This window comes from Bradyrhizobium sp. Arg237L (assembly GCF_029990105.1).
Classification (GTDB): domain Bacteria; phylum Pseudomonadota; class Alphaproteobacteria; order Rhizobiales; family Xanthobacteraceae; genus Bradyrhizobium.
Genome location: NZ_JAQMIL010000043.1, coordinates 47,244 through 62,009, shown reverse-complemented (window position 1 = coordinate 62,009; position 14,766 = coordinate 47,244). Strand labels below are relative to the sequence as shown.

Sequence of the window (14,766 nt, the reverse complement as noted above, 5' to 3'; positions counted from 1 at the left end):
TCTCTCAGCCGTCATTGCGAGCGCAGCGAAGCAATCCATGCTTCCACATGCGCGGAGGGATGGATTGCTTCGCTGCGCTCGCAATGACGATGGAGACAGTCTCTCAGCTCACGCGCTTCCAGGTCTGGCCGCCGCAGAACATGCCGCCGAAGGCGCAGCCCTGGACGCGCACGTTTTCGGGCGGCGGCCATTCGATCCACCCTGCGTTACCTCTCTCCGGACTCTCGCATTCACTGCCGCGGATTTCATTACCGACAATTCATGTTCGGCATGCCTGGCGCATGGCAGGCCTCACGCCTCGCCATCTTCCGTCCGGTTCCGGCTGTGGCAGTATGCCGCGGATTTCCGGAGCCGCGCAGCCTCGTCGCACGCCGAACCAGCGACAGCGCAAATAACGATAACCAAGAAAAGTGCCCGATACCGATCTCTCCCAGACACTGACCTTCCGCTGCCCCGCGGAATTAGAGGGCGTGTTGCCGCCGCCGATCCGGGCCGCACTTGGGCTGCCGGACTGGCTGAAGACGATGCCGGCGCAGGCATTCAACGCGCTCAACCTGCGCGAAGAGAACACCGTCAAGCGCTGTCCGCCCTTTGTCGATGCCATGACGTCCGGCTTCCTGATCCCGCTGATGTGCGATCTCAGATTCGAGAACGGCGAGATCACCTGGGACAACGAGCTCCCACCGGGCGGCTCGGTCAGCTTCGTGCGTTCGCCGATCGGATTTCATGATGCGAGCCAGGTGACCGGTACGCCCTTGTTCGAGGCCGATCGCTTCCTGATCAAATTCCACAATCTCTGGACGATCGAAGCGCCCGAGGGCTATGCGGTGCTGTTCACGCATCCGTTCAATCGCCCCGACCTGCCGTTCACCACGCTGACGGGCCTCGTCGATTGCGACCGCTATCACGACAACTGGATTCACTTTCCCGCTTACTGGCACGACGTGAATTTTCGCGGCGTGCTGCCAAAGGGCACGCCGATCGCGCAATGCATTCCGGTGAAGCGCGAGAACTGGACGGTGCGCACCCTGCCGTTCACCGCAGAAGAGACGCAGCGGGCGCACGACCTCACCACCCGCATCGACCGCGAACCCGGCCTCTACCGACGTCAGTTTCGCGCGTGAGTTAGACTGGGGGCACGCGCCTGGACCGCTGCCGCTGACGTAAATCAGATCGCGGTGGCGCGGCGCTCGCATCTAGCGATTGCGAGGTCAGGGCACGCGAACTACCGATAGAGCTACGCCATTTAGATCCCTCGTGAGCCATTCTGCCCGCGGTACCGGAATCTGGCCGGCGCCGGACTTGTCAACGTGGGATCAATCTGCTCAGTATGGCCGAAATTGTGCCGCGCAGCAGACGCTGGCACCAGAGTAGACACGCAAGCGAGGAAACAAAAAATGCTCAAAATAACGAGGGTCATCGCCCTGGCCCTGCCGATGCTCAGTGGTGCTGCCTACGCGCAGGAGACTGTCAAGATCGGCTACATCGATCCTCTCTCCGGAGGCGGCGCCAGTGTCGGCGAAGGCGGGCTGAAGACCTTCCAGTATCTGGCCGATGAGCTGAACGCCAAGGGCGGTATTCTCGGCCACAAGGTCGAGATCATACCGCTCGACAACAAGACCAATCCGCAGGAAAGCCTGATCCAGGCCCAGAAGGCGATCGATGCCGGCGCCCATTACATCACCCAGGGCAACGGCTCCTCGGTCGGCGCGGCGCTGGCGGATTTCGTTACCAAGCACAACACGCGCAACCCCGGCAAGGAAGTACTCTACTTCAACTATGCGGCGGTCGATCCGAGCCTGACCAACGAGAAGTGCAGCTTCTGGCACTTCCGCTGGGATGCCAACTCGGACATCAAGATGGAAGCGCTGACCAACTACATGAAGGGCAATGCGGCCATCAAGAAAGTTTACCTGATCAACCAGGACTATTCGTTCGGCCAGTCGGTGCGGACCCAGGCGCGCAAGATGCTGGGAGAGAAGCGGCCCGACATCCAGGTCGTCGGCGACGAGCTGCACCCGCTGCTCAAGGTCACCGACTTCTCGCCCTATATCGCCAAGATCAAGGCGTCGGGCGCCGATAGCGTGGTGACCGGCAATTGGGGACAGGATTTCGCGCTGCTGCTCAAGGCGGCCGCCGATGCCGGGCTCAAGGTCAACTGGTACACCTATTACGCCGGCGGCGCCGGTGGCCCGACCGCGATCAAGCAGACCAATCTCGATCATCAGGTGTTCCAGATCAGCGAAGGCATCCCGAACTCGGACAACAAGGAAGCGATGGAGTTCGAGAAGGCGTTCCGCGCCAAGGTCGGCCTGTCGCTCTGGTATCCGCGCGCGGTGAACGAGATGCGCATGTTCAAGGCCGCCGCCGAAAAAGCCAACTCGATCGATCCGGTGAAGGTCGCCGCTGCGCTCGAAGACCTGAAGTTCGACGTGCTCGATGGCGGCAGCGGCGTGATGCGCAAGGACGACCATCAGTTCTTCCAACCGATCTACATCTCCTCATTCGGCACCCGCAGCGAGAAGGAGCCGTTCGACGAGGAGAACACCGGCTGGGGCTGGCGGCTGGCGGCAAAGATCGACACGCCACAGACCATGCTGCCGACCACTTGCAAGATGACGCGGCCATGATGCGCGCGGCGTCCGCTCCCGTTCCGGATAATCCGGAGCGGGACGGGCGTTTGCGTCGCAGGCTGTTTCCCGGAGTGGCCGCTCCCTTCTCCCGCTTGCGGGGGAGGGCTGGGGTGGGGGTGTCGCCGCGATTCACGCTGTCCCGATGTGTGGAGAGAACCCCCACCCGGCGCTTCGCGCCGACCTCCCCCGCAAGCGGGAGAGGTGGAGTGAATCCGCTACCGCCTCGACCAATCCACGGCATGCTAATGGATGAACCGTGCTTGAGCTGATCGTGATTTCCACGCTCAATGGCGTCCTGTTCGGGATGCTGTTGTTCCTGTTGTCCAGCGGACTGACGGTGATCTTCAGCATGATGGGCGTGCTGAATTTCGCCCACGCCAGCTTTTACATGCTGGGCGCGTTCTTCGGCTACCAGCTCACGAAGTGGATCGGGTTCTGGCCTGCGCTGGTGCTGGCGCCACTGCTTGTGGGCGCGGTCGGCATGGCGGTCGAGCGTTACGGCCTGCGCAACACCCACAAGCACGGACATGTCGCCGAATTGCTTTTGACGTTCGGGCTCGCCTTCGCCATCGAAGAAATCGTCTCGATGATCTGGGGCAAGAGCCCGGTGGACTATCGGGTGCCGGCGGCGCTCGACTTTCCGGCCTTCACGATTTTCTCGACCAACTATCCCGCCTACAAGATTTTCATGCTGGCGATCTCGGTGCTGATCTTCGTCGCGCTCTTGATCGCACTCAAGCGCACCAGGGTCGGACTCATCGTGCAGGCGGCGCTGACGCATCCCCACATGGTCGGTCATCTCGGCCATAATGTCGGGCGCATTTTCATGCTGGTGTTCGGCGTCGGCAGCGCGCTTGCCGGTCTCGCCGGCGTCATCGCCGGTCCGGCGCTGGTGACGCAATCCGACATGGCCGCCTTGCTCGGCCCCATCCTCTTCGTCGTCATCGTATTCGGTGGGCTCGGTTCGCTACCGGGCGCATTCATCGCCTCGCTCTTCATCGGGCTGGTGCAGACCTTCGCGGTCGCGCTGAACGGCTCGCTCGCCAGCACGTTCGGGCCACTCGATCCGGGCATGGGTCCTTCGGTCCTCACCGATATCTGGAATGTCACGATCGCCCAGATCGCGCCGGTTCTGCCCTATGTGCTGCTGGTGGTCATCCTGATCGTCCGTCCCATGGGCCTTCTCGGGACGCGCGAAACATGACCAGCACCGTCACCTCCGCGTCTGATGTCGCCGCGAAGCCATCCGGCCAAAACCTGCGCTTCTACGGGCTGTGGGTGGTCGCTGCGATTGCGCTCGTCGTATTGCCCTTGATCTTCTCCTCGGGCGGCTCGCTCACCTCCTTCAGCCTGATCGGCATCGCGATCATCTTCGCGCTGTCCTACAACATTCTGCTTGGCGAGACCGGGCTGTTGTCGTTCGGCCATGCGGTTCATTACGGCCTCGGCGGCTTTGCCGCCGTCCATATGATGAATGCAGTCACGGCGCACGGATGGCCGATCCCGCTCCCCCTGATCCCGCTGCTCGGCGGCATCGGCGGCCTTGGCTTGGCGCTCCTGATCGGCTGGGTGATGACGCGGCGCGCCGGCACGGTGTTCGCGATGATCTCGCTCGGCATCGGCGAACTGGTCGCATCCTCGTCGCTGATCCTGCGCAGCGTCTTCGGCGGCGAATCCGGGATCAGCACCGATCGCACGGCATTGCCGCATATCTTCGGCTGGACCTTCGGCCCGCAAATCCAGGTCTATTATCTGATCGCATTCTGGGTGCTGGTGTCGGCGATGGCGATGTACGCGCTCACCCGCACGCCGCTGGGGCGCATCTGCAACGCGGTCCGCGACAATCCCGGGCGGGTCGAGTTCATCGGCTACGATCCTCACGTCGTCCGCTACCTCGCCTACTGCTTTGCCGGTTTCTTTGCCGGCATCGCAGGCGGTCTCGCCGCCATCAATTTCGAGATCGCGAACTCCGCCTATCTCGGCGCGGTGCAGTCCGGCATGGTGCTGTTCGCGACCTTCATCGGCGGCGCCTCCTACTTCTTCGGTCCGATCCTGGGCGCGATCCTCGTGACCTATCTGCAACTCGGGCTGACCAGCCTGACCAGCGTGTGGCAGCTCTATTTCGGCATCATCTTCATCGGTATCGTGATGTTCGCGCCGGGCGGCATCGCCGGCCTTCTGATGATGCACCGGCCGCTGATCCGCGCCAGGACGCTCGGCATGGTGATCCCGTCCTATCTGGTCGCCGCACTCCCGACGTTGGCGCTGGCCTGCGGCGTCATCCTGTCGATCGAGACGGTGGCGCGCTACACGGTCACCGGCGGCGAAGGCAACATCGTCAAGCTTCTCGGCATCCCCTTTAACACCACTGCGCCCACGACCTGGGGCATCGCGGCCGTCCTGGTGGTCGGCGGCTTCATCGTCGCCCGTATCACCTGGCGGCGTATCGCCGAGGCCTGGGACCGTGCCGCCAGCATCGCCCGTGACCGGGGGTATCTCGCGTGACGCCAGCCATCGAAGTTCGTGCCGTCGAAAAGCACTTCGGCAATGTGAGCATCATTCAGGACCTCAACCTGAGTGTCGCGCAGGGTGAGCGCCACGCCATCATCGGTCCCAACGGCGCCGGCAAGTCCACGACCTTCAACCTGATCAGCGGCTATCTCAGCCCGAGCTCGGGTGAGATCCGGCTGAATGGCGATGTGATCTCGGGACTGCGGCCGTTCGAGATCAATCGGCGCGGCCTGTCGCGTTCGTTCCAGGTGACCAACGTGTTCGCCCGCATGACGGTGTGGGAGAATGTTCGCTGCGCCGTGCTTTGGGCCACCGGCCATCGCTATGCGTTCTGGAAGAACGTGGACGACCTGCCGGAGGTGCGGCGACGCACCGCCGAGATCCTCGAGGACATCCACCTGAGCCACCGTCGCGATGTGCCGGCAGGGCTTCTCACCTATGCCGAGCAGCGCGAACTCGAGATCGGCATCACCATCGCAGGCGGTGCCAACGTCATCATGCTGGACGAGCCGACCGCGGGCATGAGCCACGCGGAGACCGAACGCGCCGTCGCCCTGATCCGCCGCCTCACCGAAGGGCGTACGCTCGTGATCGTCGAACACGATATGAGTGTGGTGTTCGGTCTTGCCGACCGCATCTCGGTGCTGGTCTACGGCCATATCATCGCCTCCGGCACGCCCGAGGAGATCCGGGCCAACCCGAAGGTCAAGGAAGCCTATCTCGGCGAAGAGGCGCATTGATGCTCGTGGTCAGGGATCTGCACGCCTATTACGGCAAGAGCCACATCCTCCAAGGGGTCGACCTTTCCATCTCGGCTGGCGAAGTGGTGAGCCTGCTTGGCCGCAACGGCGTCGGCCGCTCCACCACGGTCAAGGCGATCATGGGCGAGGTGCCGCCTCAGGGGACGATTCGCTTCAAGGGGCAGGAGATCGCCGGGCTGCCGAGCCACAAGATCGCGCGCCTGGGGCTCGGCTATGTGCCGGAGCACCGCGATATCTTCCCCGGGCTGACGGTTCGTCAGAATCTCCTGCTCGGCATCAAGAACACGCGTCGGCCCGGCAAATGGCGGCTGCAGGACATGCTCGACATGTTCCCCAACCTTGCGGCGCGCGCCGATACGCCCGCCGGCGTGCTCTCTGGCGGCGAGAAGCAGATGCTGACCACCTGCCGGACGCTGATGGGAGACCCCGAGCTCATCATGATCGATGAGCCCACGGAAGGACTGGCCCCGCTGATCGTGCAGCAGGTCGGTGACCTGATCGCTCATATCGCGAAGGCGGGCGTTGCTATCCTGCTGGTCGAGCAAAAGCTGTCCATCGCGCTCAGGATTTCGCACCGGGTCTACATCATGGGCCATGGCCGCATCGTGTTCGAAGGCACGCCCGACGAGCTCAGGGCCAACGAAGCCGTTCGCAAGGAATGGCTCGAAGTGTAGAGGTTCTACGCTCCTAGAGCGTTTTCGAGCGAAGTGGGTACCGGTTCGCGTGAAGAAAACGCGTCAAAAAAAGAATGGAGAGCTTCGGTTCTGATTCAATCAGAACCGAATATGCTCTAGCCGGTCAGTGGACGGATGTCTTGGACAGAAGGTTCAGAACCAGGACGCCCGCCACGATCAGGCCCATCCCGACGAAGCCCGCAAAGTCGGGGCGCTGTCCGTAGATCGCCCACGCAATGAGCGCGACCAGTACGATACCGCCGCCTGCCCAAACAGCGTAGGCGATGCCGAGCGGTATACGATCAAGGGTTTTGGCGAGCAACACGAAGGCGACAGCGTAGCCTGCTACCACCAACAGAGAAGGGCCGAGCCTGGTAAATCCCGCGGATGCCTTCATCGCGCTCGTTGCGACAACTTCGACAACAATAGCGAGCGCGAGGACCGCATAGGGGGGCATTCCGAACCTCCATTCATCTGGAGGCACCCAATGATCAGAAATCCCTCCAATCGTCACGTTCACCGTTACGTGAATGTCGCAACCGCGGCTTGCCCACGTGAGAATGGCATCAGGGGTGTGTCATATGTGCCGCACTGTGGACCAATTGCTCCAACGGGTTCGATCTGCCGCACTGAGGTCGCATTCCGCCGTGCATGGTCGGGAGGAGCGCAGGTTACCGCCTGGTTCTTTCTAAGTTGGGGAGAAGTACCGTGAAGAAAATCGTGATTGCAGTAGGCGCAACCTTTGCTCTGGTGACCGCCGCCAGCGCGGCCGACCTTCCGCGCCGAGAGCCCGTGCCCGCCTATCCGGCGGCTCCCATCGGCAAGATGCCGATTGGCAAGACCCCGGTCGGGAAGACCCCCGTCGGCAAGACGCCTATTGTCGCGCCGCGCTACTGACGCGATACTGACTCGGCTCGTTCAATCTGAGCTTTATCGTCGACGGTTAAGGGGGCAAAGCGTGGTAAACAGCCTGACGAGATCAGGACGATGCTTACTTGCGGGATTAACTCTCGCTGTTTTGCTCCCGGCCACAGTCCAATCGGCTTCTGCTCAGGAAGCTGACGCTCGCGCCAGCTCGGAACGCGCCACTTCCCAGAAACGGGAGGCCTACAAGCGCACCGCCAATGCGAATGCGCTTGTTTCCAGTGACGCGGCCGTTGAATCGCAACCGGCGCCACGGTCGACACGAAAGTCGGCGTCTAGCGCCGCAATGGGCCCGTATTACGTCGACTTCAGAGCCAGAACGGCGGCGAGTTGGGGACATGCTTTCGTCTGGTATGGAAAGACAAGCGAGCGGGCGGTTGACGTCGCGGGCCTGACCCCAGCGGGAGAAACCTTTGCCTATATACTCGGTCATTTGACGGTGGTGCCGTCCGAGACCGGGGCAAGCTACGGCGATCTAGATCCGGACTACCTGACCGCGAGCTATCGGGTTTACCTGAATGAGGCGGACGCAAAACGGGTTTTCGCATACATCAAGAAGTTGCAGGCGGATTCACCGGTCTGGAACGCGGAAACATTCAATTGCACTAGCTTCATCGGCGAAATCGCAAGCTTCATGGGATTGAAAGTACCTCACCGCTGGCAGCGTCCTGAGGAGTACGTCAACAATCTCAAGGTGATGAATGGCGGGCGCCAGATTGTCCGTCTGTCGCCAGAAGAATAGCGCGCCTTCGTCGTCGGCCTGAGATCTCTTTATTTGAGCATGATCTTTTCGGAAAACCGGTTTCCACTTTTCCGGATCATGCTCTAGGATCGGTTCTTGATCGCTCCGACGATGGCCGTGAGGATCGCACCACCTGCGCCGCCACCGACCACCTGGGCAATGATTGACCCAATGTCGAAATTCCCGCTCTGGATCGATGTGGCGATCGCCGGCCATACGAGCGTGATGATCTGACCGAGAACGCCGCCGCCGACGAGGCCGGCGATCGTGTTGCCCAGCGTGCCCAAATCAAAGTTCTGGGACGCCTTTCCGGCCGCGTTTCCGCCGATCGCACCCGCCACCAGATTGATAAGAATCTGCTCCACGAAATCCTCCCTTAAGTGCCGCGTAGAACGATTTTTAGTTGTTCAGATGCAGAGCTGGAGCGCTTTCGAGCGAAGTGGATGCCCGTTCGCGTGAAGGAAACGCGTCAAAAGACGAATCCAGAACTCGGTTCTGATTCAACCAGAACCGAAGCCCAGGCGTCTAAACAGTGCGGCCCCGGATCGCCCGCCACAGGAAGATGATGATGCAGGCGCCGATGAATCCGGCGATCAAGTAGCCGATCCATCCGCCGAGAGCGACGCCAAACAGGCCGAGCAGCCAGTTTGCCAACGCGGCGCCAACGATACCAAGGATGATGTTCATCAGAATGCCGGTGCCGGACTTCATGAACATCTCGGCGAACCAACCGGCCAAGCCACCAATTATGATTGCTGCAATCCAGCCAATCTCCGCTTCGGGCATCTGGATACTCCTCGTGATTGTGGGCCAATATTATCACAACGCCCCGCCGATTCGCTGGTACAAACGTGTGTGCGTTGCACAGGAGCCGTGCACACCCCGGCCGACCGCTATGCGGCGCGGCCGGGATTCCGGCTGTGAACACGATGCGACCGGCAGCGAACCTAAAACCTCGCCCGCGCCAGCACGCGGATCGTGCGACCCTGGCCCGGCGAGATGTTGTTGTTGCCGTCGGCGGTCGCCCAGTAGCCCGTGTTGAAGATGTTCTCGACATTGAGCTGAGCGCTCCATGTCTCGTCGATCTTTGCAAACAGGCCGGCATCAAAACGCCAGAAGCCCGGCAGCCGCACAGTATCGTCGGACGAGGCAAAGGAATCCGAGAAGTAAATGATACCGAGAGAAGCAGCCCATCGCTGATCGATCTGATACTTGTTCCACCAGGCGAACTGATTGAAGGGCACGAGCTGCACGCGATTGCCGGGCACGATCGTTGACGAAGTCGCGCTGGTGACGCGCGCGTCGGTATAAGCGTAGCCGAAAACTGTTTGCCAATCGGGCGTTACGTAACCCGTGACCGCAGTCTCGAAACCGCGGATCTGGTTGGCGCCGTTGGCGAAGAAGAAGCCAGGGTTGTTGGGATCGGCAATCGGCACATTCGTACGATTGAGTTCATACAGGGCCGCCGTGAACAGCAGCTTGGGCTGGATGTTCCATTTGACCCCGACCTCGGTGTTCTCGAATTTCTGCGGCTGCAAGATCAGTGTCCCCGGGCTCAGCGCGCTGAACTGGTCTCCGGACGCGGGCAAAAAGGAGGTGCTGTAGGCGGTGTAGACGGAAAGGTTGTCGATTGGCTTCACGATAATCGCAACGCGCGGAGAGACCTTCTCGTCGACCCTGCTGCGGTTGATGTTGGTATTGAAATCGAACGCCGACAGGTCAAAGCTGTCGTAGCGGGCGCCGAGGAAGAATTGCAGCCAGCGGGTCGCCTCGATCTGGTCTTGCACATAGCCTGAGGCGATATTCAGCCGGTATTTGCTGTTGGCGTCGCTCGGAAGGTGGGTGAACAGCACCGGTCCGAAATAAGTCGGGTTGAATGGATTGACGACGTCGAAAGCCCTGTTCCCGTTGTTGGGGAAGATGCCGGAGTCGCGCCTGGACAGGCCGGTCTCTCGACCAAATTCGGTGCCGAACGCGACGGTATGAAAGACTGGTCCCGTCGCCGTCTTGTACACGAAATCGGTTTGGTTGAAGACGTTCTCGCGGGGGGTGTCGTTCTGGTACGCGTTGAGCGACACCTGTGTAAGATCCGGCGTCACCGCGCCGCCGCCTGGACCGCCGCCCGTGCCACCGGGATAGACGTTGCGATAGCCACGGTTGTAGTCGGCGTAGAGCGTGGAGTTCTTTGCCGTCAGTCCGTTGCCGAAATCATGCTCGATCACGGCAATGCCGGTCTGCACGTCAACCCTTGCTTGGTTGTAGATTGGGCTGCCGTAGAACGTCGTCAGATCGCCATTGGGCGCGAACGGTACCGTCGGGTTGAAGCGCGTGGCGCCGCCTGGAATGCCGAGCGACGGGTTACCGCGATCCGCGAGACGCTCATCGTGGTAGTATTCGTAGCTCAGCTTGATCTTTGTGTCGTCGGTCGGCTTCAGCGTCACGGTCGGATTGAAACCGTATCGCTCGAAGTGACCATAGTCGCGGAACGTATTGCTGTTCTCGTAGAAGGTGTTCAGCCGTACGGCGATGTTCTCGTTCACGGCCTGTCCCGCATCGAGCGACACGCGCCTGTCGTTGTAGGAGCCGGTCTGCGCCGTCGCTTGGTAAATTCTCGTGCCGTCTGCCTCCTTCAGCGTCCGGTTCACGAGACCGCCGCCGGCACCACGTCCGAAGGTCAGTGCGCTCGGCCCTTTCAGCACCTCGACGCTCTGGGCGTTGTAAAGGTCGCGGAAATACTGCACGTCGTCGCGGAAGCCATTGACATAAAAGTTCGCGCTGGAGTCCACGCCGCGAATGACAAGCTCGTCGCGATTGCCTTCGCCCTGGTGGATCGCGACCCCCGGCACATATCGCGTCACATCCGTCAGGGTCTGAAAGCCTTGGTCCTGGATGAACTCCTTGGTCAGGACGCTGACGGACTGCGGGATGTCGATCAAAGGTGTGTTCGTCTTCGTGGCGACCGACGTGCTGTTGGCATAGACGCCGACCGTGCCGGTGCGGGCATCCTGGCTCGGGCCGAAACTGGGCGCTGGGGGCGGGTTTGTGGCCGGTGCCGTTTCGTTCCGGCGTGCGGCTTGGGTCCGCCGCGTCCGTCCTGCGTTCGTGGACGTGCGCGCGGCCGGCGACGCGGGACGTCGTCGCGTCTCTGGCGGGTCGACTGTAACTGCAGGCAGAGAGGATGCTCCTCCTTGGCTCGGTGCCGTCTGCGCCTGTGCGTCCGCTGCGCCGATGGACAGACAGAACGCGACATAGCTAGTCGAGGCGAATAGCCGAAGCCTCGCCTGCGATACTCTCATCATGTTTCTCTACGCCCCAATGACCTTGTTGGCCGCGAGCTTCATGGCGCGCGGCGACCAACACTTAAACACGAAGCGAACGGTGCAATTCCACCTCCGAAATTTTGAATCGTTCGAAGTTGCGCGGGCGGGAACGGCGAAGGCTACCGTTGATTGGAATGATTCTAACATGACGATAAGCACGCGTGCGCGTGAAGCCGCTTTCATAGGGGAAATCACCTAGTGCATGAAAACGGAGCCGTTCTCAGATGGACGATCAGTTGCATCCCGGCGAAAAGCAGAAGCGCTTGACCGTGATGGGCTATTCGAAAGGCGGCCCTAGATCATGATCCGATGGACGGAATCGGATCATGATCTCATCTCTTTGTTTGAGCATGATCTCCGCGCAAACGCTTCGCGTTTGGCGCGAGGGAAAACCGGTTTCCACTTTTCCGGATCATGCGCTAGCGCGCGGGCCGCAGCATCGGCGCCATAGGCGGCGAATCGCCCACGCGTATGACGCCCAGCACCTCGAAGCCGAGCCGCTGGTAAGCAGACCTGCTCGTTGGGCCTGCGATGTCCGCTTTCAAATGTACAGCGGACCGAGTGCCGGGTGAGCCGCAACGTCCCTTCTTGACGCAAAGGCGACTTGTTCCAATCCTCTTGGCGCCAAGACCGAGCTATTCGCCTCTGATCAGGTGTCGTCCCACGTCGGCCGGCCGCCAAAGCGAACGACCAGGAAGTCCACAAAACTCCGTACCTTGGCCGAGAGATGTCGACCAGGCGGATACAAAGCATAGAGCGCCTGTTCCGGCGGCGGATAATGGGGCAATAAACGAACGAGGCGGCCCGATCGCAGGTCGTCGCCGACGAGGAAGGTGGGGACCAAGATGATCCCGCCGCCGGCAATGGCTGTGGAGCGCAGCACGTCGGCGTTGTTCGCAAGATACCGGCCCGAGACTGGAACGACGATCTCAGTGCCCGCGGGATCGAGGAGGCGCCATTCGCCGCGGCTCTCGAAATAGGTGTATTCCAGGCAATTGTGGTTCACGAGATCATCCGGCGTCTGCGGTACGCCATGCCGCGCGAGGTATTCCGGCGCGGCGCAGACGGCAAGCCGGATCGGTGCGATCCGCCGGGCAATCAGGCTCGAGTCACGGAGACGCCCGATGCGCACGCCGACGTCGAACTTCCCCTCCAGCAGGTCGACCACTCGGTCGTTGACGAGCATCTCAACCGAAACGTCGGGATAAAGTTTCAGGAATTCAGTCACGACGGGCGCAAGGTGGAGCAAGCCGAACGAGACGGGAGCGTTAATCCGCAAGCGCCCGCGGGGCGTCGACTGGAGTGCGCCGGCAGCACTTCTCGCTTCCTCGATCGCGGCGAGAATGCGCGTGCAGCGTTCGTAGAACCCGGTACCGATCTCGGTGAGGCTCAAACGCCGGGTTGTGCGATTAAGCAGGCGCACGCCAAGCCAGCCCTCCAACTCCTGGATCTGCTTGGTCACCGACGCCTGGGATAGCTTCATCTCCCGCGCCGCCGCCGAGAAGCTGCCGGTCCCGACCACCTTCGTGAAGACCGCCATGCTCGCCATCCGATCCATGTGCGCCTCCTGCGATTTATCACGGTTTGTGAACAATCATATGCCGATCCGCCGTCTTATTGCAGCCGGTTGTCGACAACACCTCCGCGTCACGAAGAGCAATTCAGCGGGCAAGCCGTTCCCGCGAGACCAGGAGAAAGTCGATGACCACAGCAGTGAACACCGTCGTCGTGGGCGGAGGGCAGGCGGGTCTAGCCGTCAGCTACTATCTGAACAGACGATCCCAGGACCATGTCGTCCTCGAACAGGCCGATCGGCCAGGCCACGCATGGCGCAGCCATCGCTGGGATTCTTTTGCGCTGAATACACCGCGCTGGCAGTCGCGTTTGCCCGGCGTGCAATACGCGGAAGACGATCCCGATGGATTCATGTCCCGCAATGAAGTCGTAGCGTATTTTGAAGAGTTCGCACGACGCTTGCCCGTGCGCTATGGCATGCGCGTCAAGCGGATCGAACGCGACCGAGAAAGCGGTGAATATCTCGTTGGGATCCAGGATCGCGAGCCGATCCGGGCGCGCAATGTCATCGTGGCCACTGGCCTCCATCAAACGCCGAAGATCCCGGCTCCAAGCCGCAATTTTCCATCCCACATCAGGCAGCTTCATTCCGACGCCTATCGCAATCCAGACCAGCTCATATCCGGCGCTGTGCTGGTGGTTGGAAGCGCACAATCGGGTGCCCAGATCGCCGAAGAGCTTTATGAATCGGGGCGGAAGGTCTACCTCGCGGTCGGCCGCGCCGGCCGGACGCCGCGGCGTTACCGCGGGAAAGATGCAAACTGGTGGTTCGCTCGACTCGGCCACTACGATCGCAAGGTAAGCGAACTGCCGTCGCCGCAGGCCAAGTTCGGCGGCAAGCCGCATATATCGGGGACCAAGGGCGGCCATACGCTCAATCTGCATCAATTTGCACGTGATGGCGTCGTGCTGCTTGGCCGCCTCCGCAGCATCGACGATGGCGTCATCAAGCTCGCGCCGGACCTGCACGACAATCTGGCCGCAGCCGACCGGGCCGAAGCGGATTTTGTGACCGCCGTCGATGACTACGTCGCCAGGACGGGAATGGTGGTGCCGGAAGAAGAACTGCCGGTTCTGCGCGATGGATTTGAGCAGCCGTTGCTATCTGAGCTCGATCTGAGGGTTGCCGGCATTACCAACGTGATCTGGGCGACAGGCTATGGCTTCGACTTCTCGATGATCAAACTGCCGGTCACCGACGGCGACGGGTATCCTCGTCAGACGCGCGGTGTCACGGCCTATCCGGGATTGTTCTTTGTCGGCCTTCCATGGCTTCACACCTCGAAGTCGGGCCTGATCTACGGTGTGAGCGAGGATGCCGCCTACATCACCGAGCAGATCGCGACCGGAGAGAATTCGACCAGCGACGCAATGGCGTCGCCGCAATCCGCGCCGCCCCGCGCGAATTCGCTTCCAGCACTGAAAAGAACAAGGCGCCGGCTGGTCAACGCGTTCTGGTCGTCGGTGTTCGCATTCGTGATCGAGGGCTTTGCGGTGCATGCCGCCGAACTTTACTCCATCGCCGCTCCTTCTACCGCCTCTTACGCGGTCGAAGCAGAGGCTGAGCCGGACGAAACGACGAGTTCGTCGAGACAGTAATCCTCCTACCCCTCATTTGCCGACGGA

At 61.4% G+C, this 14,766-nt stretch carries 14 protein-coding genes and 1 pseudogene; 9 read left to right on the top strand and 6 right to left on the bottom strand.

Features of this window, described 5'->3' with window-relative positions:
• Positions 1-103: 103 nt before the first annotated feature.
• Positions 104-172 (bottom strand): annotated as a pseudogene (locus tag OZ411_RS24775) (DUF2147 domain-containing protein); the annotation flags it as partial.
• Between the two features lie 238 nt (positions 173-410).
• Here OZ411_RS24775 and OZ411_RS24770 point away from each other — a divergent pair.
• From OZ411_RS24770 to OZ411_RS24745, 6 genes are all read left to right on the top strand, one after another.
• Complete coding sequence (locus OZ411_RS24770; protein ID WP_282530049.1) at positions 411-1,124, top strand: hypothetical protein; 714 nt, start codon at positions 411-413, stop codon at positions 1,122-1,124.
• 273 nt (positions 1,125-1,397) lie between these two features.
• Positions 1,398-2,630: a branched-chain amino acid ABC transporter substrate-binding protein gene (locus OZ411_RS24765; protein ID WP_282530048.1), complete on the top strand. Its 1,233-nt coding sequence runs from the start codon at positions 1,398-1,400 to the stop codon at positions 2,628-2,630.
• A 259-nt stretch (positions 2,631-2,889) separates the two neighbouring features.
• Positions 2,890-3,837 (top strand): branched-chain amino acid ABC transporter permease, encoded by a 948-nt coding sequence (locus OZ411_RS24760; RefSeq protein WP_282530047.1) that lies wholly within the window; start codon positions 2,890-2,892, stop codon positions 3,835-3,837.
• The gene (locus OZ411_RS24755) at positions 3,834-5,138 is read left to right on the top strand and encodes a branched-chain amino acid ABC transporter permease (RefSeq protein WP_282530046.1); all 1,305 of its coding nucleotides are present in this window, start codon (positions 3,834-3,836) and stop codon (positions 5,136-5,138) included. Before OZ411_RS24760 ends, OZ411_RS24755 begins: the two co-directional genes overlap by 4 nt.
• On the top strand, positions 5,135-5,884 hold the full coding sequence (locus OZ411_RS24750; RefSeq protein WP_282530045.1) for an ABC transporter ATP-binding protein: 750 nt from the start codon (positions 5,135-5,137) through the stop codon (positions 5,882-5,884). The genes OZ411_RS24755 and OZ411_RS24750 overlap by 4 nt, the downstream gene beginning before the upstream one ends.
• Positions 5,884-6,579 carry an ABC transporter ATP-binding protein gene (locus OZ411_RS24745; protein WP_282530044.1) on the top strand — a complete coding sequence of 232 codons (696 nt, stop codon included), beginning with the start codon at positions 5,884-5,886 and terminating at the stop codon, positions 6,577-6,579. Before OZ411_RS24750 ends, OZ411_RS24745 begins: the two co-directional genes overlap by 1 nt.
• 124 nt (positions 6,580-6,703) lie before the next feature.
• Here OZ411_RS24745 and OZ411_RS24740 read toward each other — a convergent pair whose 3' ends face one another.
• Positions 6,704-7,036 (bottom strand): SMR family transporter, encoded by a 333-nt coding sequence (locus tag OZ411_RS24740; protein ID WP_282530043.1) that lies wholly within the window; start codon positions 7,034-7,036, stop codon positions 6,704-6,706.
• 251 nt (positions 7,037-7,287) lie between these two features.
• On the opposite strand from OZ411_RS24740, the gene OZ411_RS24735 reads away from it, so the two are divergent.
• A complete protein-coding gene (locus OZ411_RS24735) occupies positions 7,288-7,476 on the top strand; it encodes a hypothetical protein (protein WP_130580028.1) in 189 nt (62 codons plus the stop codon).
• Between the two features lie 61 nt (positions 7,477-7,537).
• Positions 7,538-8,245, top strand: coding sequence for a hypothetical protein (locus tag OZ411_RS24730; protein WP_282530042.1), 708 nt, complete (start codon positions 7,538-7,540; stop codon positions 8,243-8,245).
• 83 nt (positions 8,246-8,328) lie between these two features.
• Here OZ411_RS24730 and OZ411_RS24725 read toward each other — a convergent pair whose 3' ends face one another.
• The 4 genes from OZ411_RS24725 to OZ411_RS24710 form a co-directional block, all read right to left on the bottom strand.
• Positions 8,329-8,610: a hypothetical protein gene (locus OZ411_RS24725; RefSeq protein WP_130580030.1), complete on the bottom strand. Its 282-nt coding sequence runs from the start codon at positions 8,608-8,610 to the stop codon at positions 8,329-8,331.
• Between the two features lie 160 nt (positions 8,611-8,770).
• Positions 8,771-9,031 carry a GlsB/YeaQ/YmgE family stress response membrane protein gene (locus OZ411_RS24720; RefSeq protein WP_130580031.1) on the bottom strand — a complete coding sequence of 87 codons (261 nt, stop codon included), beginning with the start codon at positions 9,029-9,031 and terminating at the stop codon, positions 8,771-8,773.
• A gap of 161 nt (positions 9,032-9,192) precedes the next feature.
• Positions 9,193-11,181: a TonB-dependent siderophore receptor gene (locus OZ411_RS24715; protein WP_282530041.1), complete on the bottom strand. Its 1,989-nt coding sequence runs from the start codon at positions 11,179-11,181 to the stop codon at positions 9,193-9,195.
• 1,033 nt (positions 11,182-12,214) lie between these two features.
• Positions 12,215-13,123 carry a LysR family transcriptional regulator gene (locus OZ411_RS24710; RefSeq protein WP_282530040.1) on the bottom strand — a complete coding sequence of 303 codons (909 nt, stop codon included), beginning with the start codon at positions 13,121-13,123 and terminating at the stop codon, positions 12,215-12,217.
• Positions 13,124-13,266: 143 nt separating this feature from the next.
• On the opposite strand from OZ411_RS24710, the gene OZ411_RS24705 reads away from it, so the two are divergent.
• Positions 13,267-14,739 carry an NAD(P)/FAD-dependent oxidoreductase gene (locus OZ411_RS24705; RefSeq protein ID WP_282530039.1) on the top strand — a complete coding sequence of 491 codons (1,473 nt, stop codon included), beginning with the start codon at positions 13,267-13,269 and terminating at the stop codon, positions 14,737-14,739.
• The last annotated feature ends 27 nt before the right edge of the window (positions 14,740-14,766 follow it).